The 23508-nt window shown below is 51.2% G+C and carries 20 protein-coding genes; 15 read left to right on the plus strand and 5 right to left on the minus strand.

Annotated features, from left to right (window positions below; genetic code table 11):
- Positions 1-91 precede the first annotated feature (91 nt).
- The 3 genes from CF651_RS21250 (at position 92) to CF651_RS21260 (ending at position 4234) form a co-directional block, all read left to right on the plus strand.
- On the plus strand, positions 92-1975 hold the full coding sequence (locus tag CF651_RS21250) for a DUF6583 family protein (RefSeq protein WP_094016884.1): 1884 nt from the start codon (positions 92-94) through the stop codon (positions 1973-1975).
- A 209-nt stretch (positions 1976-2184) separates the two neighbouring features.
- The gene (locus CF651_RS21255; protein WP_094016885.1) at positions 2185-2955 is read left to right on the plus strand and encodes a Cof-type HAD-IIB family hydrolase; all 771 of its coding nucleotides are present in this window, start codon (positions 2185-2187) and stop codon (positions 2953-2955) included.
- Complete coding sequence (locus tag CF651_RS21260; protein WP_179232919.1) at positions 2927-4234, plus strand: voltage-gated chloride channel family protein; 1308 nt, start codon at positions 2927-2929, stop codon at positions 4232-4234. Before CF651_RS21255 ends, CF651_RS21260 begins: the two co-directional genes overlap by 29 nt.
- Before the next feature lie 110 nt (positions 4235-4344).
- Here the strand turns inward: CF651_RS21260 and CF651_RS21265 are convergent, their stop codons facing one another.
- A complete protein-coding gene (locus CF651_RS21265; protein WP_094016887.1) occupies positions 4345-6393 on the minus strand; it encodes a methyl-accepting chemotaxis protein in 2049 nt (682 codons plus the stop codon).
- Positions 6394-6613: 220 nt separating this feature from the next.
- Between CF651_RS21265 and CF651_RS21270 the strand changes: the two genes are divergently transcribed.
- The 8 genes from CF651_RS21270 (at position 6614) to CF651_RS21305 (ending at position 13322) form a co-directional block, all read left to right on the plus strand.
- Entirely contained in the window at positions 6614-7528 is a 915-nt protein-coding gene (locus tag CF651_RS21270) for a phosphate ABC transporter substrate-binding protein (protein ID WP_094016888.1), read from the plus strand.
- A 263-nt stretch (positions 7529-7791) separates the two neighbouring features.
- The gene (pstC, locus tag CF651_RS21275) at positions 7792-8688 is read left to right on the plus strand and encodes a phosphate ABC transporter permease subunit PstC (RefSeq protein WP_179232928.1); all 897 of its coding nucleotides are present in this window, start codon (positions 7792-7794) and stop codon (positions 8686-8688) included.
- Positions 8685-9542: a phosphate ABC transporter permease PstA gene (gene pstA, locus CF651_RS21280; RefSeq protein ID WP_094016890.1), complete on the plus strand. Its 858-nt coding sequence runs from the start codon at positions 8685-8687 to the stop codon at positions 9540-9542. Before pstC ends, pstA begins: the two co-directional genes overlap by 4 nt.
- A gap of 5 nt (positions 9543-9547) precedes the next feature.
- A complete protein-coding gene (gene pstB, locus CF651_RS21285) occupies positions 9548-10306 on the plus strand; it encodes a phosphate ABC transporter ATP-binding protein PstB (protein ID WP_028548057.1) in 759 nt (252 codons plus the stop codon).
- A gap of 132 nt (positions 10307-10438) precedes the next feature.
- Positions 10439-11098: a phosphate signaling complex protein PhoU gene (gene phoU, locus CF651_RS21290; protein WP_094016891.1), complete on the plus strand. Its 660-nt coding sequence runs from the start codon at positions 10439-10441 to the stop codon at positions 11096-11098.
- Positions 11099-11214: 116 nt separating this feature from the next.
- Positions 11215-11640, plus strand: a complete 426-nt coding sequence (locus CF651_RS21295; protein WP_094016892.1) for an RrF2 family transcriptional regulator — start codon at positions 11215-11217, stop codon at positions 11638-11640.
- A gap of 98 nt (positions 11641-11738) precedes the next feature.
- Entirely contained in the window at positions 11739-12470 is a 732-nt protein-coding gene (locus CF651_RS21300; RefSeq protein WP_094016893.1) for a DsbA family oxidoreductase, read from the plus strand.
- Between the two features lie 210 nt (positions 12471-12680).
- Complete coding sequence (locus CF651_RS21305) at positions 12681-13322, plus strand: nitroreductase family protein (protein ID WP_094016894.1); 642 nt, start codon at positions 12681-12683, stop codon at positions 13320-13322.
- Between the two features lie 73 nt (positions 13323-13395).
- Here CF651_RS21305 and CF651_RS21310 read toward each other — a convergent pair whose 3' ends face one another.
- From CF651_RS21310 to CF651_RS21320, 3 genes are read right to left on the minus strand one after another with little or no spacing between them, the layout of a single operon-like run.
- Positions 13396-14010 (minus strand): VC0807 family protein, encoded by a 615-nt coding sequence (locus tag CF651_RS21310; RefSeq protein ID WP_094016976.1) that lies wholly within the window; start codon positions 14008-14010, stop codon positions 13396-13398.
- A 55-nt stretch (positions 14011-14065) separates the two neighbouring features.
- Positions 14066-15502 carry a carotenoid oxygenase family protein gene (locus CF651_RS21315; protein WP_094016895.1) on the minus strand — a complete coding sequence of 479 codons (1437 nt, stop codon included), beginning with the start codon at positions 15500-15502 and terminating at the stop codon, positions 14066-14068.
- Positions 15503-15549: 47 nt separating this feature from the next.
- Positions 15550-16152 (minus strand): TetR/AcrR family transcriptional regulator, encoded by a 603-nt coding sequence (locus CF651_RS21320; protein ID WP_094016896.1) that lies wholly within the window; start codon positions 16150-16152, stop codon positions 15550-15552.
- A gap of 211 nt (positions 16153-16363) precedes the next feature.
- Between CF651_RS21320 and CF651_RS21325 the strand changes: the two genes are divergently transcribed.
- A complete protein-coding gene (locus CF651_RS21325) occupies positions 16364-18211 on the plus strand; it encodes a bifunctional diguanylate cyclase/phosphodiesterase (protein WP_179232920.1) in 1848 nt (615 codons plus the stop codon).
- 24 nt (positions 18212-18235) lie between these two features.
- Here CF651_RS21325 and CF651_RS21330 read toward each other — a convergent pair whose 3' ends face one another.
- Entirely contained in the window at positions 18236-18982 is a 747-nt protein-coding gene (locus CF651_RS21330) for an HAD family hydrolase (RefSeq protein ID WP_094016898.1), read from the minus strand.
- Positions 18983-19155: 173 nt separating this feature from the next.
- On the opposite strand from CF651_RS21330, the gene polA reads away from it, so the two are divergent.
- From polA to CF651_RS21345, 3 genes are all read left to right on the plus strand, one after another.
- Positions 19156-21813 (plus strand): DNA polymerase I, encoded by a 2658-nt coding sequence (polA, locus tag CF651_RS21335; protein ID WP_094016899.1) that lies wholly within the window; start codon positions 19156-19158, stop codon positions 21811-21813.
- Positions 21814-21845: 32 nt separating this feature from the next.
- Positions 21846-22697, plus strand: a complete 852-nt coding sequence (gene mutM / locus CF651_RS21340) for a DNA-formamidopyrimidine glycosylase (RefSeq protein ID WP_094016900.1) — start codon at positions 21846-21848, stop codon at positions 22695-22697.
- 89 nt (positions 22698-22786) lie between these two features.
- Complete coding sequence (locus CF651_RS21345; protein WP_094016901.1) at positions 22787-23500, plus strand: MntP/YtaF family protein; 714 nt, start codon at positions 22787-22789, stop codon at positions 23498-23500.
- The last annotated feature ends 8 nt before the right edge of the window (positions 23501-23508 follow it).

The following is a 23508-nucleotide window of genomic DNA, read 5'->3' on the forward strand; positions in this document are numbered from 1 at the left end:
CGTCATAAAATTCCACAATATGGTATACAAACTGGATGTTTCCATGGTAAAGTGATGACTATGTCAATTTTTATCATGGGAGGATATTGGAATGACATCTTTTGAAAATGAGACGATCCTGCCGCCGAATGGCACCGGATCATCCAAGAAAGGCATGCTCCGGCTGGCTTTGATCGGCGTGCCGGTAGTGGCCGTCGCTTTGGGCGGGAGCTATTTGGCTTATGCCAAGTACGATGTATTCAAGAGCGCCAAAACGATTTATTTGCAGTCGGAGCTGACCGAAATGATTCGGGCGAAAGCATCGCTGACCGAGCTGCTGGATAAGTACAATAAAGAGGTAACGCCCCTGCTCGATAAACCAACGCATTCGGTCGTTGATCTCTCGGATCTGACGATCGATTTGACCGAGCAAAATAAGCAGACGAAAGGCTTGCTTGATGTATTAAAAAAAAGCAAGCTGACAGCTGATATTCAAGAGGATCTTGCAGGACAAAAGCAGGTATACCAATTCAACTGGCAGGTGGGCAGCGACCCGCTGCTAGGGGTGGACATGGCGATGGATGCGGAGAAGCTGGCCGTTCGGATTCCGGTACTGTACTCGAAGTACGGTTATGTGAATATGAAGGACTTGGAGCAGTTCCGCAAAGAATATTCGGACAGTATCCCGAAGAAGGTGCTGACCTATAAGGATTTGGCGAATGCCGTTTCGATCAAGCAGGAGGAGCTTCAGAACGTACTGCAGCCGTATGCTCTGCTGTATGCGAGTAATATTGAGGAGAATCAAGTTCAGATCAAGAAGGACAGCCTCATGCAGGAGGAAAATGCCAGCATCAAGAGCCGGGAGCTGACGGTTACTTTTACGGAGAATGATATGAAACGGCTCGTCAACAGCTTTGCAGACCGTTTGGCGGCCGATACGGCACTGCAGGATATCCTGTATACCCGGTCGAGCAATGTAACGAAGCTGATGAAGGACGCCGGTTACGAGACGAAGGAATGGAGCAAGGATGATTTTGCAAAATGGTGGAAGCAATTTACCGATGACCTCAAGAAGTCGGGAGATAACGGTGCTTTCAGTGAAGGGGCCACAATGACCGTTTATATTAACGGTAAGCATGAAATTTTGGAACGGAAGCTGGTTTACCATACGAAGTCGAATGGGAACAGCAATGAAGTTCTCGTGAAAGCAGCGAATTGGAGCGATAATGAATTCAAACAGCGCACCCTCTTTTCCATCCAGGCGAAGAAGGGGGATAATGAAAATAACGAGTTGAAGCTCGTCCATTCGTCCAATCTGAGTGACGCTGGCGGTAAAGGCAAGGTTGTTTTCAATCTGAAAGAAACCGGAGGCAAGCAGGATGGGACTGGGGCCGCGCTGGACTTGGATTACGACGTGACCCAGAGCGCATCCAAAGATACTGGGAAATATACTTTCAAGGTTACCGGGAACGGGGATGCGGCAGGAACGGTAGAAGGTACCGTATCGGCTGCGGTGAATAAAAGCGAGAAGCAGCGGGAAGCCGATTACGATGTACGGCTTTCCTTCAAGGATATGAAGGCACAAAACGAGCTGAAGGCGCTTGGCTTCAAGCTGCACAGCAAGCAGGAGCTCGGTGTGGAAGTGAAGCTGCCTGAATTCACGAAGGAAAATGCCATCGATTTAGCGAACCTGTCCGAGCGGGATCAAATGCAGCTGTACCAAGAGGTCATGATGGGTGTCCAGAAATTTATGGACAAAAATAAAGATCTGCTGCTCAGCTTAGGATTGCCTTACGGTAATTCATATGGCAGCCCGTACGGCCGCACATCTGGAATGCAGCAGCCGCAGCAGGCGAATCCGATGAGCGGACTCTCCTTGGATGAGCTGGATCCCGACACATTGGCCGAGTCTCTCGAATCGATGACTCCGCAGGAGCAGGAAGCTTTATTGAAAGCTTTGCAGCAAATGGAAGCACAGGGGAAAATGAAAAGATAGGAAATGGAAAAACGGAAAAGCAAGCCTCCAGGGGCTTGTTTTTCTTTTTGTTTCCCATGCTAGGGGCGAATTCTGACGATACCGACCGCGGTGTTGATACGTTTTGACTTGAGAGCGGGTCATGGTGCCCCCCCTTGTCTTAGACTTCTTACTCATGTTATGTTGAAAGCTGACAAGCCGTTGCGGCTAATGAATGGAGTGGGGAACAGATGATTAAACTGGCGGCATTTGATGTAGACGGTACACTCAGGGACAGAGACTATTTGCCTGAGTCCACCAAGCTTGCACTGCATAAGCTGAAAGAAGAGGGCGTGCAGCTTGCGTTATGCACCGGTCGCAGTGAATACGAGATGGCTTCGCTGTATAAGGAGCTGGAAATCGATTGGGCGATTACATGCAACGGCAGCCATATTGGACACCGCGGGTCGACGGTTTTCGGTACGCCTTTTGAAAAAGAGACGGTTACACGCTGGCTGCGTGAGGCGGAGCGGGCCGGACATGAGGTGCTGTTATACGGGGCGGAGCTCATGTTCAGCAACCGGCCCGATGCGCCGCTTTTCCGTAGGGCGCAAGTCGAAATCGGCTTTATGGAGCCGGTGCAGCTGCAATCAATAGACGATGTGCCGGACATCTATCAATGCATCGTATTTTGCACGGAGCAGGAGGAAGCCGCCTATACCGGGCAGGAGCAGGAGCCTCTTTATGTCCACCGCTGGCGTGATTGGGCCGTAGACTTCAATCCGAGCGGCATGAATAAAGCGGTCGGCTTAATGAAGCTGCTCGATCATTTGGGCATTCCTAAGGAAGAAGCTGCTGCATTCGGCGATGGACTGAACGATCTGGAAATGATTGAGACGGTCGGGATGGGGATTGCTATGGGGAATGCGGGGGACGCTCTAAAGGCAAAGGCGCGGTTCGTGACCCAAACGATGCACGAGGATGGGATTGCTTATGCGGTGGATCAATGGTTATTACGATAAATTAAGCCTGCACAAAGGTATTGCAGCTTACGTGCTTCAATGGCTTTTTCTAGCGTCAGCCGTCGGTGCGTTGTCGGGCTCGGCTTCCGCGTTGTTCCTCAGCAGTTTGGATGGGGTAACCGGGCTGCGGACCGACCATCCTTGGCTGCTGTTTTTGCTGCCGCTCGGGGGTGCTTTCGTCAGCTGGGTGTATCTGAAATACGGCGGCAGCTGTGCCAAGGGGAACAATCTGATCCTGGAGCAAATTCATGAAGAGAATGACCCGGTGCCGGTTCCGCTTCGTATGACACCGTTGGTGCTGGGAGGCACCTTGATCACTCACTTGTTCGGCGGCTCCGCCGGACGGGAGGGCACGGCCGTGCAGATGGGCGGCAGCCTGTCCGAATGGCTCGGCAGGCTGGTTCGCATTCGTCCGGATGATCGCAAAATTTTGCTCATGTGCGGGATCAGTGCGGGCTTCGGCTCCGTATTCGGTACACCGTTGGCAGGAGCCGTATTCGGCCTGGAGGTGCTGGCCATCGGATTGATCCGCTACGAGGCGCTGCTTCCGTGCCTGACCGCAAGCTTGGCGGGACATGCCGTGACGACGGCCTGGGGGATTCATCATGCGCATTATGCAATGGGAGCCGTCCCGCCCCTCAGCTTAGCCGTGCTTGGAAAAGTCGCCGCGGCCTCGATCCTATTCGGCCTGACGAGTCTTGCATTCAGCGAGCTGACGCATAAGCTGAAGCTCTGGTTTGCAAAGCTGCTGCCGCATCCGGCGGTCAAGAGCTTTGCAGGCGGATGTGTCGTCATCCTGCTTGTATATGCAGCAGGGACAAGGGATTATCTTGGGTTAGGGCTGCCGCTGCTGCAGCAGTCGTTTCATGAAGCGGTCTCCAGCTGGGCCTTTCTTTGGAAGCTGGTATTCACTTCCTTGACGCTGGGGGCAGGCTACCAAGGCGGGGAAGTGACCCCGCTGTTCGTAATTGGCGCCACACTCGGCAATGCACTGGCCCCGCTGCTGCAGCTGTCCGGTTCTTTTCTGGCTGGCCTCGGGCTGATTGCGGTATTTTGCGGAGCGACGAATACGCCGATAGCCTGCTTTTTGCTGGGCATCGAGCTGTTCGGCTCCGAGGCTGCGGTGTACATGTTTGCAGCCTGTGTGATCAGCTATTTATTCTCGGGCCACAGCGGGATTTATACCTCGCAAAGGGTAAGCATCCCGAAGGACCGGCGGGTAAAGCTGCCGGACAAGACCACGCTGTTTACGTGGAAACAGCATAATAAAAAGCCGTGACGGAAGCCCCTCCAGGGGGCAGCCATCACGGCTTTTGCTTATCACCTCGCGATAAATCCCGCCGCTCGACGCGGTCGCTCATCTTCGCAAGGCTTCGATAGAGGTATACCTCATACCGGAAGCAGCTTCTTTTCTTCCTCTTCCTTCTCTTGGCGCTTGTTCTCCCGCGTCTGTCCCTCGTCATGTACTTCAACGGAATTCCCGGACTGGGACCCGGTAGGCTCTTGCCTGCCTGAGGAGGAGCTGTGGGAACCCGGGTTGGCTGCGGAAGGCTCGTACGCGGCCTGGAGCACTTTTGCCGGGGACTCTGTCGATTCGATAGACTTGCCTTCGGCTCCATGACGGCTATTGCCTTCCGTTTTCGTTGGCGCTTCTGACCCTGAATCCAACGGCCCTTCCCCTTGCTCCCCTTCCTTCGACACTCCACCGATTTGGAATCGGCTTATTTCCTGAAACAGCTTTTGGGATAGTATTTGAATATCATCCGCTTGGGATGCGATTTGTTGAATGGCTGCATCCTGCTGGATGGAGGTCGAGTTGACCTCTTCCACGCCGGCGGCGGTTTCTTGCGCGATCGATGCTACGAATTGTACCGATTCGACGAGGCGGCTGTTTCTTTCCTTCGCCGATGCAATCTGCTGGTGAATTTGCTCGATATGGGAAGACAGCTCGTCCATGGAGCCGCGGATTTGCTGGAATGCATCGATGCTGTCGTTCATTTTGCCTTTTTGTTGATCAAAGGAAGCGCGGGCCTCGAATAAAGAGCTTTCGAGCGACTGCGTCTGATTTTGAAGCGAGACAATAATAGAAGCGATCGACTTGGACGATTGATTCGTTTGCAGGGATAGCTGCCGGACCTCTTCTGCGATGACGGAGAACCCGCGGCCGTGAACGCCGGCTCTCGCCGCTTCGATGGCTGCATTCAAAGCAAGCACGTTCGTCTGCTGGGAAATATCCGTGATCGTGTTGACGATTTTGTTAATCTGCGCGGAGCTTGCAGATAAGCCTTCCATGGCACTGTACACTTTGGCCAGCACTTCTTGGGACAGGCTGGACGCTTCCTTTAAAGCTTCCATAGACGCGGAGCCGGTATGCGTATTGAACGCGGCTTCACGGCTTTTGCGCTGCATCGTATTGGTGAATTCAGAGATTGTCTCGATCTCATGCTCAAGCTCGGTGATGATGTAGGAGCTTTGCTCCGAATAATTGGCCTGTTGATCGGCACCGGCCGAAATTTCCTGGATTGCGCGGATGATATCCGCATTGGCAGATGCTGTTGCTCCCGAGAAGCTGTGGAATGTTTTCGAATGCTCCGTTAAGGAGGAAGCGATGGTTTGGGTGTTCGACAGCATCGCGCGCACCTGGTCGATCATATGGTCGAAATCGCGGCTGAGCTTGCCGAGCTCATCGGTAGAGCGGCTGTTGATTTTGTTCCTCAAATCACCGGATGCCATCAGCCGTACGGCATGCTGCAGCTTTTGAATCGGATGGATAAAGGACCGAAGCAGCAGGTAAGCAATCGCAACACTGGAGATCAGGACAATAACCGAGGCGATCAGCATGACGATAACCGTATGGTTGAGCATGGATTGGGTTGCGGCTACCGCCACCTCGGCATCTTTGGAATAGGCGATATAAAATTGGTCCACATTGTTAAAAATATCGCCCATATATTTTTGTGATTCATTATATAAGTACTCCATATTGCGGTCGAGGTCCGCTTGCGGCAGCTTGTTCTCTTGAACGAGCTTCGCGGCGACGTCGAACGTATTCGTATAATCCACGGTCAGTGAGATCAGCTGGCTGCGCCATTTAATCTGCTCCGGGGTCGTAGCCGTATCCCCGATTTTTTTGATCATGCCGTCAAAAACTTTGCGTTTCTCATTATATTTAGGAATATATTCAACTTTTTTCGAAATTTCCAAGCCGGAGGCAATAATGTTCAGCTCCTGAACCATCTCCTTCAGCTCCAGCGCCATGAGCTTCAGCTCGACCTTCTCATTCTGTTCGCTTAAGTGGGCCTTAATATTGTTAACCTGCTGTAAATTGTACAAAGCGACGCCGAGGAACAGGATCAGCATGACCGAAAATCCCGACAATAACTTGACTTTTAATGAAGATGATTTGAAAACGGTTAGCTTCTGCTTCCAAAGACTCATAATATCCCTCCATGACAAAATCCTACATTATATTCATCTAAGGCCCAGTATAGGGATGGAATATTAAGACAAAAGCCTCATTTTGTAAAGATGATGTAAAATGTGGACCCGAATTATTTTTAACATTCCGTTAACGTTTCGAGGGTTGTCACTTTACATTCGGTTGGTAAGATGTCCAAGTAAACAAAAAACACACAAGAATAAAGGGAGGACATGCAAGATGTTGAAGCATTTCTCGAGAAAAGGTTTTAGTTTCGCACTGATCGCAATTTTATTAATGGGGGTTCTGGCAGCTTGCGGAAGTAAAACGGCAGCACCGGATACAAAGACACCGGCTGCGGGTACAACAGCGCCAGCTACAGATAAAAAGCCTGAGCCTGCTAAAGAACTGAGCGGCACAGTTACAGCTTCCGGCTCCAGCGCATTGCTTCCTTTGGTTAAACAAGCGGCAACGGAATTCATGGAGAAAAATCCGAAGGTGACTGTGAACGTAACCGCAGGCGGATCCGGTACAGGGTTGAAAAACGTAGCAGACGGTACATCCGACATCGGTAACTCCGATATCGAAGCTGGCGACGAGTATAAAGATAAAGGCTTGGTTGACCATGTTGTAGCTATCGCTCCATTTGCTTTGATCGTGAATAAAGACGTAGCTGTCGATAACTTGACAAAAGCGCAAGCAGCAGACATTTTCATGGGTAAAATCACGAACTGGAAAGACGTTGGCGGTAAAGACGCGAAAATCGTCGTTGTTCACCGTCCTGACAGCTCCGGCTCCAAAGCATTGGTGAAGAAAATCGTTCTTGACGGCAAAGAATTCACAAAAGACGGCGTAACGCAAGAGTCCAGCGGTGCGGTTGCTACTACGGTTGGCTCCACTTCCGGCGCGATCGGTTATGTAGATACGCCTTACATCAACGATACATTGAAAGCTCTGAAATTCGAAGGCGTTGCTTTCAGCAAAGATTCCATTAAAGACGGTAAATATCCATTGTATGGCGTAGAGCATATGTACACGAAGGGTGAAGCTAAAGACGCAGTTAAAGCGTTCTTGGACTACATCGGCAGCGCTGATTTCCAAGGTAAAAAGGTAGAAGAATTGAAGTTCCTGCCTGCCAACCTGTTGAAAAAATAATAGGTTCACTACAGGGAGATGCGGTCCATTGGACCGTGTCTTTTTGTCGTTTGCCGAATGTTGTCGAAATATTAATTTTTACATTCCCTTAACAATTCGCGCGTACGGCTTTTACATTTGTCCTCTATGATAAAAAAGAACTAGAGAGCACGAGGTGTTCGCTGAAAAAAACATACGGTACCAAACCAATCCGTATTCAAGCAATTTACATGAGCTGGGGGGCAAAGGTTGTGAGTTCTATCGCTGAGAAGCTGACTGAAAAAATGAAGCTGGACAAGAAATTAAGTCATTGGACCAAGAAACAAAACCGTTACGATCAATGGATGAAATTTATCTTTATAGGCAGCGCGATTCTCGTATCGGCCATTATTTTTTCCATTATTGTATTCGTAGGTATGCAGGGTATGAAAACCTTCGCAGACGTGTCGCCGCTGCACTTTTTCTTCTCGCCGGAATGGACGCCGTCCAAGGGCGAATTCGGTATTTTCGCCTTCTTGTACAGCACCCTGCTGCTGACGCTGTTGTCCATCGTTATGGCAGTTCCTCTGGCCTTGTCAGGCGCCGTATTTATGGCCAAGATTGCTCCGAACTGGGTGCGTGAGATCATGCGTCCGGCTACTGATTTATTCGTAGGAATTCCTTCGGTAGTGTATGGCTTGATCGGGCTGACGGTCATCGTTCCTGCTTTGGCCAAAATGACCGGCGGTATCGGCTACGGGATTCTGCCTGCGGCTATCATCCTGGCCATCATGATTTTACCGACCATCCTTAGTATCTCCGAAGATGCGATTCGTGCGCTGCCGGGCCGTCTGGAAGAAGCATCCCTGGCACTGGGCGCAACAAGATGGCAGACGATCTGGAGAGTGCTGCTTCCGGCAGCGCGTCCGGGTATCATTACAGGAACCATCCTTGGGATGGGAAGAGCGATTGGCGAAACGATGGCTGTGTTCATGGTGATAGGAAACTCGCCGCAAATGCCGGAATCGCTTCTTGATTCCACTACCGTATTGACTACCGCGATTGTAAAAGATATGGGAAATACGAATTACGGAACGACCTGGAATAACGCTTTGTATTTGATGGCGCTTGTTCTGCTGCTGATCTCCTTGTTCCTGATCGTCGTCATCCGTTATGTCGCCAAGAGGAGTGAAGTGAAATGACGAGCAAATCGACAGATAGACTTGCAACGATTTATTTTTGGGCGAGCGGCGTTGTTATTATGCTGCTGTTGGCGTGGTTCCTCGTCCGCATTCTGGGTGACGGGCTGCCTCAATTGTCCTGGAAGTTCATCACGGGTAAGCCGCAGGAAATTATGGCGGGCGGCGGCGTCGGACCGATGCTGTTCAACTCTTTCTATATTTTGTTCTTGTCGCTGCTGTTTTCCTTGCCGATCGGGATCGGTGCAGGCATTTACTTAACGATTTATGCCAAGCAGAACCGGTTCACGGATTTTATCCGGATTTCCGTCGAGGCTTTGTCCTCGGTGCCATCGATTGTATTCGGCTTGTTCGGATTTCTGTTGTTCGTTAATTTGATGGGCTTGAAATTTTCGATTATCGGCGGTTCCGCGACGCTCGCTTTGCTGAACCTGCCTGTACTTGTTCGAGTGACGGAAGAATCGCTGCGCTCGGTGCCTGATTCGTACTGGGAAGCTTCACTTGCCCTGGGCTCTACACGCTGGCAGGCGATTCGCAAAGTGCTTTTACCTGCGGCAATGCCGAGCTTGATTACCGGGATTACGCTCGTTGCCGGCCGGGCGCTGGGCGAGTCTGCGATTCTGATTTATACGGCGGGCTTGTCCGTATCGCGCTTCTTCCCGGATTGGAATCCGCTCACGATGGGAGAAACGCTGGCCGTTCATCTGTGGTACGTGCAATCGGAAGCCATTGTGCCTGATGCCAAGCAAATCGCCAAAGGCAGCGCGGCGCTGCTTCTCATCGTTGTTCTTGTGTTCAACCTGGCGATCGGCATTCCAAGCCGTATTTTACAAAAAAGACTTTCCGGGGGGAAATAAACGTGATCGAAAAAAATAAAATCAAAGTAGAGAAGCTGAATCTGTTCTACGGCGAGAACCAGGCACTTCACAGCATCGGTCTTGAAATAAAAAATAATTCGATCGTTGCGTTAATCGGACCTTCGGGCTGCGGGAAATCCACGTTTCTTCGGACATTGAACCGAATGAATGACTTGATTGATAGTGTTCGCATTAACGGCAATATCTATGTTGACGGTCATAATATTTATGGTCAAGAAATGGATGTTGTATCGCTTCGCAAAAAGGTCGGGATGGTGTTCCAACGCCCGAATCCTTTTCCGATGAGCATTTATGACAATATTGCGTATGGACCGAGAATTCACGGCACGAAGAAAAAAGCCGTTCTGGATGAAATTGTAGAGAAAAGCCTGGTGCAAGCCGCGCTTTGGGATGAAGTAAAGGATCGTCTCCATAAATCTGCCCTGGGCTTGTCCGGCGGACAGCAGCAGCGTCTATGTATTGCCAGATTGCTGGCTGTTGAGCCGGATGTGCTGCTGATGGATGAGCCGACGTCTGCGCTCGATCCGATCTCGACGTTGAAGGTAGAAGAGCTGACGCAAACGCTGAAAGAAAAGTATACGATCATCATCGTAACCCATAACATGCAGCAAGCGGCGAGGATTTCGGACTACACTTCCTTCTTCCTGAACGGTGAACTGATTGAGTCCGACCAAACGGACAAAATTTTTACCGCTCCTACGGATCAAAGAACGGAAGATTACATTACAGGACGATTCGGCTAATAGGCTGAGTAACGAAGATAACTTTCCTTCGGAAAGTTTAAGAAAATGCTTACGAAGACGGCTTTCCTATGGAAAGCCCAGCGGATGCTTACGAAGATGGCTTTCCATAGGAAAGCCCTTAGGGGGATGAGAATGGATACAAGGTTTAATTTCCACCAGATGGTGGATGAGCTGCAGGAGTCTTTACTCAAAATGGGAAATCTCGTTGAAGAATCGATCTCTCAGGCCGTTGAATCACTCGCGACCTCGGATGAGCTGCTGGCACGCAAAACGGTAGATCAGGACGATACGATCGATGAAATGATGCTCGAGATCGAAGAGCGCTGCATGCGGCTGATCGCCCTGCAGCAGCCGATGGCGAGCGATCTTCGAATTATTGGAACGGCATTGAAGATTGCTACGGATTTGGAGCGGATCAGCGACCATGCTGTAGATATTGCCAAGATCACGCTTCGCCTTGCTGGTGAAGAGCTGATCAAGCCGCTGCAGGATATCCCTCGTATGGCTATCCTCGTCAGAGATATGCTGCATGAAAGCCTGCTGTCTTACACGGAGCGCAACATTCACCGGGCTGCCGCACTTGCAGAAAGGGACGATGAGGTAGATAAGCTGTACAGTACGCTGATGAATGAAATTTTGGGCTTAATGAATAATGAATTTGCACGTAACCGCCAGCTGTCCCAGCTTATGTTCGTTGCTCATTACCTGGAGCGGGTCGGCGACCACTGTACCAACATCGGTGAGGGTGTTATTTATATGGTTACAGGGAAGCGCAAGGATCTGAACATCTAATATCGTACAGAAATCTCCCGTAAACCCAGAAACGCGCCGCTTGCGTGCCTCTGGGTCTTTTGGCGTTGCTTATATCTAACATCATGAGTTACACTTTACGAAAGGGGGATCGGTCTATGAACACAAATCGCATAAATCAGATTGGACCGCCTAGATTCCGGGTTGCCACGCATATCCTTATCCGGCTTGCCAAGGATCGCGGCTTTTTATCGAGTGCAGCCATTGCATGCGAAGTCCATTCACACGCCACCTTCTTACGCAGAGTGCTGGCGTCCTTAGCGCAGGCAGGCATCGTTGAAACCAGGGAAGGGCGCGACGGAGGGTACGGTTTGAAGCTGCCCGCGGAGCAAATTACGCTGGGGGATATATATATCGCGGTCAAGGGCGACTGCCAACAGCAGCCGATGGAAGCTTGTGCAGGCATAGTGCAGTTGGATCAAGCTTTGGAAACCATCATGGAAGCGGCCGACCAGCAAACCATTGAATATTTAAGAAAATATACGATTCTAGATCTCGTACACATGGCAGCTCAATCTGATTGAGACTGCCTTTGTTTATGTCATTGGGTTTGCATTTGACTTATACCTTTGTTGTAACTATAATGATTACATCTTGATCATTCACCTGGAGGTGCGCTGAAATGAAAGTGGAAATTTGGTCTGATTTCATATGTCCGTTTTGTTATATTGGAAAACGCCGGTTCGAGAACGCGCTGAAGCAGTTTGGCCATCACGATGAAGTGGAGGTTGTGTATCGCAGCTTCGAGCTGGACCCCCATGCGCCGCGTGATGTGGATCATGACGTCTATGACATGGTCGCCAAAAAATACAGCATGAGCCGCGAGAAGTCTCAAGGAATGCACGACGACCTGACCCAGCAGGCGCAAGCTGTGGGACTGACCTATCGTTTTGATACGGCCATTTTGACCAATACGTTTGATGCCCACCGCCTGACCCACTTTGCAGCCAAGCACGGCAAAGGGGCACAAATGACGGAAAGGCTTTTGAAGGCCTACTTTACCGATTCCAAGCATATTGGCGATCCGACCGTGCTGGCCTCCTTGGCAGGAGAGCTTGGTCTTGATTCCCAGGCTGTGTCTGATATGCTGGCCGGCGATGCGTATACACAAGAAGTTCGGGCGGACGAGCAGGCGGCTTCGGATTTCGGGGCAAGAGGAGTTCCGTTCTTTGTCATTGACCGCAAATATGGTGTATCCGGAGCCCAATCACCGGAGGTGTTTCTTCAAGCCCTTCATCAAGCTTGGGATGAAGCCCATCCGAAGCTTACGTTTGTAAATGAAGCGGGAAGCACCGGTACGGATTCCGCTTGTGCTGACGGCGTGTGCAATCCTGCTGCGGCAGAGAAAAAATAATGTTCAAATGATTAAAAACAAAGCGGATCGGCCTTTGGGTCGTATCTGCTTTTGTTTCATAATTATGGTTGCAATTCCCATTCATACGGAATATAATGTGCTTATAACAGTTGCAGTTATTTGACGAGCTGCTTTAATTTTTGGTTTAACTGTGCTTTAAATGGATGCAGTTAAGATGAGAGTAGTTAACTATAGGAGGATGAGGAAGAGATGACCCAAGCAACCCAACAGGCCTTATATTCATCGGTAGTGCGCGACCGCCATTCTGTGCGCAAGTATGACCCGAGCGTGACCATTTCCAAAGAAGAGCTGACGGAGATCCTTGCCGAAGCTACATTGGCTCCTTCCGGCGCGAACATACAGCCATGGCGATTTCTCATTATCAATGACCCTGCTTTGAAAGCGACTCTGTTGCCCATTGCAAGGAATCAGGAGCAGGTTGTGCAAGCCTCTGCCATTATCGCCGTTCTGGCGGATACGCAGGCCGATTCCAAGATAGATCAAATCTACGGGGCCGCCGTTCAGGCAGGTTATATGACGGAGCAGGCTAAGGAGCAGCTCATTCAGAATATGAAGTGGTACTATGCGAATATGCCGGAGGAAGTGAAGCGTTCCCTGCTTGTCGACAGCGGTCTGGTTTCGATGCAGATCATGCTGTCGGCCAAAGCGAGGGGCTATGACACGGTCGCTATGGGAGGCTATGACAAGCCTGCATTTAAAGAAGCCTTCGGCATCTCGGAGCGGTATCAATCCGTTATGCTAATCGCAATCGGGAAAGCGGCTCAAGAGGCTCATCCGACGGTCCGTCTGCCGATTGAGGACATCACGTTCTGGAACGCCATTTCGGAATAAGCCGCATTTGCAGCTTTAGCCGCGGAAAAAGAGAACCCCTGCCTCCCATCACCGGGAAGCAGGGGTTTTGCCATTATTTCGCCATGTGCTTCGCGGCACGTCTCCGAATCGAGACCGTCCACAAGATGGCGGCTCCAATGAAGCCGTAGAACACAAAATGGGATACCGCCAGAAACTGCGCGGTGGACAGCTCGTAAACCAGCACTGTACGTACAATTGCTTCGGCCAATAACAGTAAACCCCAAACCCAAGTGATCAAACGAATGGCGGTACGGAAAGAAGGAAGCTCCCACTTGGCAGCAAAGGCGGCTTGATCCGCCGCATTGTCAGGCACGGTGAAGCGAAGAGCCAAATAATAAATTAACGGCCGGCGAAACAGCAGGGAAACCAGAAATAGCAAGCCTACGGCCACTGTGACGAACGATTCACGAATCAATAACAGACGTTCGTCTCCCCCCATAAGGATGAGCAGGATCCCGAGAATGAAGGTGAAGAGCATCATGCCTGCGAAGGCGTCCAGCTTTTTGTGGCGGATTAAATGAATCAGATTATCCAGCAGGGGGATAAGGGTGGCAGCGGATAGTGCCGCGAAGCTGGTCATATGGGGCTTCAGAAGCACATAAACAAAGTAAGGAATGATTCCATTAATGATTAATGTGATGACAATGCCGCGAACGATTTTACTCATAACGCCCTCCAATGTAATGAAGATTTTTTGCATGATTGTGACCCATCCAAGCAAGCTAGCGGTGACGAATGAACAGCTCCTCGGTAAACATACCGTGAAAGCCGAATGGAATGTGATGAGGGACATGGACTTTGCCTAGCTCCTGAAAGGTAACGGCGTCCAGTATTAATAAGAACGAATGACCCTGCTTGCCGTCCAGCACGACGGATAAGATGACGCCATCATCCTCACTTTTGGCATGAGGCCTCTCCACAAAAATCGGTTCGCCGGGGTAGCACCCCGCCTCATACCACACCTTGGACGCTCCCGAGTGAACATCGGCTTTGACGAGCTGGTTCGAAAAGCTTTCCACCTGCGCCTGGTTCGTGCTGATCCCATAAGCGTACCGATAAGACCGGCTTCCGCACCTTGCATCATTCACTGTCGGCAGATCCATGGTCTCGGAAGACAGTACTTCTCCCGAAATGAAGCTTGAGTGACTGCTTTGATGCAGCGGAAGACGGTATCTGCGGAGCTCGGTAAAATTGTCGCGGGCATCGTCAGTGTGATGATCTTCTACCGTAGAGGTCAGCTTGTCGACCTGCAAACTGCCGACGATGCCCGCAGTACGTGAAGCGCAAAGATCCACAATGAGCTCGCCCCCGTACTCATAGGCATTCACATGGTGAAAGGAGAAGAAGGCCTCCGATTCAAACGTTTTGAGCAGCGCGCCATCGGATTTTTGGATGACATGAAACCGCGTGCCTTGCTCCGGCTTCCAATGAAAATTCTCGATAAACGATTTGCCGCTGGACACCAGCTCCTGAGGATTAACGACAAAAGGGAACTCGGCAAGGACGATATAATGCTCGGTAACGGCAAAGCTATGAATGTAGGAAGGCTCCAGTACAGGAATGGAACCTATGAACTCCTTGCGCGTGCTGTTCGGTCCAATGGAGTAGAATTGATAGGAGCTGGTCCGTCCGAAATCGATGGTGAAATTCAAATGATCACGCGTCTTGAAGTCGATATGCGGATGAGCCGTAGTGAATTGTCCGGGGAAGGCGTTATCGAACGGCAGTACATCTATCGTATCAAGAGTAAAAGGATCGAATTCAACGACGGCCGGGGTTTCTGTCATCGCCACGTAATGGCCGTTAATAACGGACAGATTCACATTTGCGTTGTTGCCCTGAGTCGTCTTCCTCCCGTGAACGGATCCGAAGCCGGAGCCCAGCTCCCCCGTTTCCATTGCGCGGTGGTATGCATTGGAGCGAAGGAATTTGTTGGAATAGTGCACGCGGGCATCGCCAAAGGTGAACTTATGCAGCATGGCCAAGCCGTCGAACCAGTGGGTGTGCCAGCCCTGCGCTGTCGTGAATTTGGCGGGACCGTTTCGGAAAAGCGTTCCGCTCAGCCAAGCTGGGATGATGCCGGTGACGGCTAACGGCTGCTGTTGTATTTCGCTGTCCAGGTTCGTAAATCCAAGCTCGAATAAAGGCTGCTGAGTCATGTCACATTCCACCTTATTAAATAGTTTGATAAACGTTTTTCAGTAGGTCAGCCTTTCTGACCCGGACGAAGAATCACATTGAAAATATCTTTCGTTGTTATAGGAACAGCAGGGTTTAGTTGCTGCTGCACGCGAAGACCGTAAGAGAACACAATGTACATGGAAGCAATCTTGGAAGCATCGGCTTCAGCCGGAATGACACGGGCTTGCTGGCCGATCCGAATCCATTGAAGCACGGTTTCATAGACGGATGTCTGGTGCTGCTCCAGAATAGCCGCAATCTTCGGCTGATCCTTGTGGCTTAGCAAATAGATGAAAATCGTATTGAGCACGCTTTGCTCCAGGCTGTTCTCCGCCAGCCCCTCTGCAATGGCATGAAAGGGGAGCGAATTTTCGCCTGTTCCTGCGGCTTGCTGGACTGCCTCATGAAACCGTTGATTCATCAGCTCCATCTTCGTTTGCAGGATAAGTCCGAACAGTTCATCCTTGCTGGATACATAGTGATAAATGGCTCCTTTGGAAAGCCCGGTGCGATTAATAATGTCCTGCAATGTCGTGCTGCGGCAGCCCTTTTCGAGAATGAGCTGCTCGGCGGCTTCCAATAGAAGCAAAAAGCTGGGATTGGTACTCAACTGCTGTATATTTGTCATTGTTGGTCGTAAGCTCCGTTTCTTTGTATTTACATACCGACTGGCGGTCTGTTGTCAATAATTTCATTTTACATACCGACCGGCGGTCTGTCAATGGCCGTATAAATTTTAACAATAAATTTACATGGTGTACTAGGTCTTTTTACACTGGCTTTATTTACCTGTGCTATAGTAAACGCATATCGCAAACTACGCTTAAGTAGGGATGAACATGGCAGAGCACAATCGAATGCAACAGCAGGACAATATGGAGAAGGATACCGTCGATGATCTGGCGGATGAATTGCAGCGTGTGCTGCTTCATAAATCGATCCGCTCCGTCTATCAACCGATCGTTTCGCTGCACACTGGCACTATTGCGGGATATGAAGCGTTAACCAGGGGGCCTGAGCACAGCCCGCTGGTTTCGCCCTTGAAGCTGTTCAAGCTGGCAGAAGAGCAGGGAGTGCTGTATCCGTTCGAGAAGCTGGCCCGGGAAACTGCAATCCGCGGGGCGTTCATGCTGGAGGACAATGAGCTGCTGTTTATTAACATTTCTGCAGCGATCCTGCAGGATCCCGGCTTCACGAGCGGCAGAACGCTGGAGGTGCTCGAATCCGTCGGGATGCTCCCGAGCCGGATTGTTTTTGAAATCACAGAGCGCAGCTCCATCGAGGATTTTTCCGCAGCACAGCGCATTTTGGAGCACTACCGCAAGCAGGGCTATCGGATTGCTATAGATGATGCGGGTGCAGGCTATTCGTCGCTTCAGGCTATTGCGGAGCTGCACCCCGATTTTATCAAGGTGGACCGTTCCCTGATCAAAAATATTCACCTGCACAAAACGAAAGAAACGATAGTGGAAACACTCGTTACCTTCGCGCAAAAGCTGCATATCCAAATGATTGCAGAGGGGATAGAGCAATGGGATGAGCTGCAGCTGCTGACCCGGCTCGGCGTGCATTACGGTCAGGGCTACTTGCTGGGTCACCCTGCGACAGCGAAAAGCCGGATAACTCCCGAGATCAAGGAACATATTGTTCAGCACCGCAGAGCCCGCGATTCAGTCGGGGGGGGATGGTCGATCGGAGACCTGGCCGCTCCGGTCGGTGTCTTTGAGAGCAAAGCGCTCATTTCGGAAGTGGCTAATTATTTCAAAAAACACGAGAACGCCCCCGGCGTGGTCATCGTCAACCAGCAGGCACCGGTCGGATTAATGATGCGAGAGCGGCTGTTCCAGCAGCTGGCGGGACAGTATGGCTTCTCCCTATTCTGGAATCGCTCGATTGATCAAATCATGGACCCCCATCCGCTTATCGTGGAGGAATCGACCCCTGTTGAGAGCGTATCACAGCTGGCTACGGCCCGGGATAACCATAATTTGTACGATCTTGTCATTATTACAAAAAAAGGGCTCCTTAGAGGAGCCTCGACCATTCGTTCGATACTCGAATGCATAACGAACGCGAGGATGGAATATGCGAAGGTGGCCAGCCCGCTGACGGGGCTTCCGGGCAATCTCCAGATTCATCGCGAGCTGCAAAAACGGCTCATGGACAAAAAGTCCTTTTCCGTACTGTATATCGACCTTGACTTTTTTAAATGGTTTAATGACCGGTATGGCTTCCAAAAAGGCGATCAGCTGCTTCAATATACAGCAGATATCATTCAACAATCGTTAGTCATTTGCGGCAATCCCTATGATTTCGTCGGCCATATCGGCGGGGACGATTTTATTGCAATTACCACATCCGAGGATCCCGAGAAGCTGTGTCTGGAAATGATCCGCAGATTCGAGCAGGGCATCGATTTATTTTATGAAGGGGAGGACATGTCCTATGTCGAGGACCGTATGGGCAATCGGGTAGAGAACAAGGGAGTTACCGTTTCCTTGTCGCTCGTGATCTGCGGACCTTCGGCAAGCCCGGTCACCTTGGAGGATATCTCCCAGGCGGCGGCCGGATTGAAGAAGCGGGCCAAATCGAGCCCGGGGAGCATTTACTGCGTATGCCATATGGGTCAGCCTCAAGTCGAGGTCGAGACACGGTTCAGCGCTCCCGACTCTCCGCTTGTGCTTTAATAAGCCCATGCTTAGGCATGCCGGTCAAAATAATTCCAGCAGCTGCTCCATGTGCTGGATGCAGTAGACGTTCCGTTTCCCAAGCTTTTGTTGGGAAACCTTCTTGATGGTGGTGCCGCTTTGCACCCACACGGCATCGAGTCCGGCTTTGGTCGCTCCGCATACGTCATGCTTCCACGAATTCCCCACCATCAGCAGCTGCCTGGGGGTTAGCGCTAGCGTCCGGATTGCGCTTTTGAACAGCTGCATTCCAGGCTTTTTGTCCCTGGGGTGCTGCGCTGTGAAAATCCGTTCCTCCGGGAAGTAATCCTGGAGTCTGAAGCGCTCCAGCAGATGGATCACCTCGCTGCGCGGAGAATTACTGATAATGGCCAGCTTGAAGCGCGGGGCTAGCGTGCGAAGCGTATCTTCGACACCGGGAGCCAGTGATTTGGCAGCGAGCCGCTGCTTGCGTACCATGTGAAAGAAATCCTTGGCAAACTGCTGATGCACCGGAATGTCGAGCTCGACAAGCGCTTCCTGTAAGCACTGCTGCTGCAAGTCGTCGAGATGGATGCGCACGGTCTTGACTTTCTTATGCTGCTGCCAATAAGCTTGGTATTTGCTCCACAACATATCTGCCCCGGGTACAGCCTCCTGAACCCAGCGGGAGGTGTATTCCTCCCATACCAAACGAAAGGCCTGCTCGAAATGGATGCCTTGATGAATCAAGGTCTGGTTTACGTCGAAGCAAATGGCTTTTTTTCCATGAGTCCGTTGAGCGTTATTCATAAGTTTTCCTTCCTCCGTTCATACGGAACGTATCGCCTTCCCTTTTTGCCTATACTTATACGTATGCGCCAGCAAGGAGCGTCACCCCTAACATTCGGAATGTGGGGGTAAGCTTTTTTTCTTTCGTTGTCCTATGCTATCATGGAGATAGTTATGGAAAATGAGGTGCAACCATGTCCAAATTAATTTTGATCGACGGCAACAGCATTGCTTACCGCGCATTTTTTGCCCTGCCATTATTAAGCAATTCAAGCGGCCTGCATACGAATGCGCTGTACGGTTTCACGACCATGCTGCTCAAGCTGCTGGAGGAACAAAAGCCTACGCATTTTCTCATCGCATTCGATGCAGGAAAAGTGACGTTTCGACATACACAATATGCAGAATATAAAGGGGGGCGCAGCAAGACCCCGCCCGAGCTCTCAGAGCAATTCCCGGTGCTGAAGGATTTGATCCGTTCGTTCGGCATCGCGCAATACGAGCAGGAGGGCTACGAGGCCGACGATATTATCGGGACCCTGACACGTCTCGCGGATGAATCCGGCGATATGGAAGTCATCGTAGTATCCGGAGACAAGGATATGCTTCAGCTGGCATCCGATAAAGTCAAGATCGCCATTACGCGTAAAGGCATCAGTGAGGTGGAGCTTCACGATCCTGCTCTCATTAAGGAGAAGTATGGCCTTGTCCCGAAGCAGATTATCGATCTGAAGGGATTAATGGGGGATACCAGCGACAATATTCCGGGTATACCGGGAGTCGGTGAGAAGACGGCGCTCAAGCTGCTCCATGAGTACGAGACTGTGGAGGGCGTGCTGTCCCATGCCGACGAATTGAAAGGGAAGATGAAGGAAAAAGTGGTGGAGCACGCGGACAGTGCCCGGATGAGCAAGGAGCTGGCTACGATCTTCCGCAATATGCCTCTGGAAAAAACATGGGACGAGCTGGTCTATCAAGGCTACGACGGACCCACGCTCGGTACGATGTTCCGTAAGCTGGAATTTAAATCTTTGCTGGAGAAAATGGATTTTTCAGGGAGTGAAGGAGCCGGGGATTTGCCGCCGAAGGCGGACATTCAAACCGTCGAGGTAGATGACAATCGTGTGGACGAGCTGGTTGCCGTATTGCCTCAAGTGACGGCGCTCCACATCGAGGTGGTTGGAGATAATCCGCACCACGGTGAAATCATCGGTCTGGCACTGCTTGCGGGGGATACCTGCTACTATGTTCCGTTTGCGCTTGTACAGCAAGGAGAAGCTTCCGCCAAGCTTAGAGACTGGCTGGAGACAGCGGACAAGTCCGTTGCCGTCTACGATCAGCATCGGGCCGAGATTGCTCTGGCCTGGGCCGGCATTCATCTAAGAGGCGTATCGTTCGATGCGCTGCTTGCAGGATATTTGCTGGATCCGACGGAATCGGCGCTATGGTTAAGCGGCTTGGCGGCGAAATACGGCCTGCCGACGCTGCCTGCCGATGAAGAGGTGTTCGGTAAGGGTGCCAAATTCAAGGTGCCGGAGACCGCCATTCTGAGCGAGCATTTGTGCCGCAAGGTTACGGCGATTCAAGGACTCATTGAACCGATGAAGCGGGATTTGGAGAGCAACGAGATGCACCAGTTATTTTATGAGCTGGAGCTCCCGCTTGCCGGCGTGCTGGCTTCCATGGAGAAGAAGGGCATCCAGGTCGACACCGCTGCGCTGAAGCAGTACGGCGCCGAGCTCGGAGCCGAGATTGAGCGGATCGTCAATGCCATTTATGAGGCGGCGGGAACGGAGTTTAACTTGAATTCGCCCAAGCAGCTGGGGGAGATTTTGTTCGAGAAGCTTCAGCTGCCCCCGGTGAAAAAGACCAAAACCGGTTATTCCACCGACGCCGAGGTACTGGAAAAGCTGGAGCCTCACCATCCGGTGATCGGCCATATTTTATTGTACCGTACGCTGGCCAAGCTGCAATCTACCTATGTGGAGGGTCTGCTGAAGGAGGTACGCCCGGAAACCGGGAAGGTGCATACTTATTATAAGCAGACGATTGCGGCTACAGGCCGTTTGAGCAGTCAATACCCGAACCTGCAAAACATCCCGATCCGTCTGGAGGAAGGACGCAAGATCCGCAAGGTCTTCGTGCCTTCCCAGCCGGGCTGGTCGATTCTGACCGCCGACTATTCGCAGATTGAGCTGCGGGTGCTGGCCCATATTTCGCAGGACGAACGGCTGATGGAAGCGTTCGTGAACAATATGGATATCCATACTAAGACGGCGATGGATGTGTTCGGGGTGGCCGAGTCTGAGGTGGATTCCAATATGCGCCGCCAGGCGAAGGCCGTAAACTTCGGTATCGTCTATGGGATCAGCGATTACGGCTTGTCCCAAAACCTGAATATTACCCGTAAGGACGCCGCGGCGTTTATCGAGCAATATTTTGCCGTGTTCCAGGGGGTTCGAAAATATATGGACGATATCGTCCAAAAAGCACGCGAGGACGGCTACGTGACGACGCTGCTGCAGCGCCGCCGCTATTTGCCGGAGATTAAGGCTTCGAATTTCAATCTGCGCTCATTTGCCGAGAGGACGGCAATGAACACGCCAATCCAAGGGACAGCGGCAGATATTATCAAGCTTGCCATGGTGCAGATGGATGAACGTTTGAAGAAGGAAAAGCTGCGCAGCCGTATGCTGCTGCAGGTGCACGATGAATTGGTATTCGAGGTGCCTGAGGACGAAATCGAAACGATGAAGGTATTGGTGCCTCAAGTGATGGAGAGCGCCTTGAAGCTCGATGTTCCGTTGAAGGCGGATGTGGATTCCGGACTGAATTGGTATGAGGCCAAATAATATATTGAACAACGTACAGAGGTGATTGCATCATGCCGGAGCTGCCGGAGGTTGAAACGATTCGACGAACGTTGAATCAGCTTGTCGTAGGCAAACAAATCGAGCAGGTGAGCGTTCACCTGCCCCGCATTATTCAGCTGCCGGAAGAAATCGAGGAATTTCGCCTGCTGCTGGAAGGACAGAGGTTCCACACGGTGGAACGCAGGGGGAAATTTCTTCGGTTCCTGCTGGATGATTTTACGCTTGTCTCCCATTTGCGCATGGAAGGCCGCTACGGCCTGTATGATAAGCTGGACCCCTTGGAGCGGCATACGCATGTCGTCTTTCATTTTACGGACGGCAGCGAGCTGCGGTACAAGGATGTAAGACAATTTGGAACGATGCACCTGTTCCCTAAAGGACGGGAGCTTGAGGAAAAGCCGTTGAAGAAGCTCGGGCTCGAGCCGTTGGATGAGGACTTTAGCCTGGAGGCGTTCAAGGCCAAGGTGGCCAAGCGTACGACCAAGATCAAGCCGCTCCTGCTCAATCAGGAATATATCGTTGGGATCGGGAATATTTATGTGGATGAGTCCTTGTTCTTGGCGGGAATTCATCCGGAGCGGGAAGCCAATACATTGTCCGCCAAAGAGCTTGCGGAGCTCCATCAGGCGATTGTCAGTACGCTGCAGGATGCTGTGGCGGCAGGCGGCTCCTCGATTAAGTCCTATGTCAACGGACAAGGGGAAATCGGCCTTTTTCAGCATCAATTGAAAACGTACGGACGCAAGGGAGAGCCATGCTCGGTCTGCGGGCATGCCATTGAGAAGACGGTGCTCGGAGGGCGCGGGACGCATTTTTGTCCGAATTGCCAGCCGCTCAAACGCAAGCGTGTAAGAAAAGCTTAGCTCTACACAAAGGATCGTCCTGGGGTCCGTGCACCCTCCGCCCATTTTCGCCATATAGTAAGGTTAAAACGGTCGGGAGGGATTTGGGAATGCTGCCTGTGGTTTCCCTATTGGTGCTGGCTTTAGCCGTGAGCTTAGACGGATTTGGTGTCGGAGTCATGTATGGTTTGCGCAAAATCCGAATGCCGCTAGTTTCAATAGCCATTATTTCTTTATGCTCCGGTTGTATTATTTTTATGGCGATGCAAATCGGCGTCTGGATCAGCGGCTTCGTCGACCCTGTGTTTGCCAAGGCGATAGGCGGGGTCATTTTGATCGGAATCGGTATTTGGGCCGTCTATCATGTCATGAGCGAGAAGAAGGAAAAGGCCGAAGAAGAGCTCGCCAAGAAGGAGCAGCAGGCAAGCGAGCAGGCTGACGGTTTAGCTGCTCTGAGCCCTCTGCCGCCTGTACACCGGACCAAAGAAATTTTGTATATTGAATTGAAACGTCTCGGCCTCGTGATTCAGATTTTGAAGACGCCGTCGGTTGCGGATATGGACCGTTCGGGCAATATTTCGCCTTATGAAGCATTGCTGCTTGGGGTGGCTCTGTCCCTGGATGCTTTCGGAGCGGGAATCGGGGCGGCGTTGATCGGCTTTACCCCGTGGCTAACATCCACCGTGATTGCAATGGCCAGCGGCACTTTTTTGGCTAGCGGGCTTCGGATCGGGTTTTTGTACTCAGAGCTGTCCTGGATTCGGCGGTTATCGATGTTTCCCGGATTTGTTTTAATTATTATGGGTATCATGAAATTGATGTAGGCTTCATT

Origin of the sequence: Paenibacillus rigui (genome assembly GCF_002234615.1) — a bacterium.
GTDB lineage: Bacteria > Bacillota > Bacilli > Paenibacillales > NBRC-103111 > Paenibacillus_S > Paenibacillus_S rigui.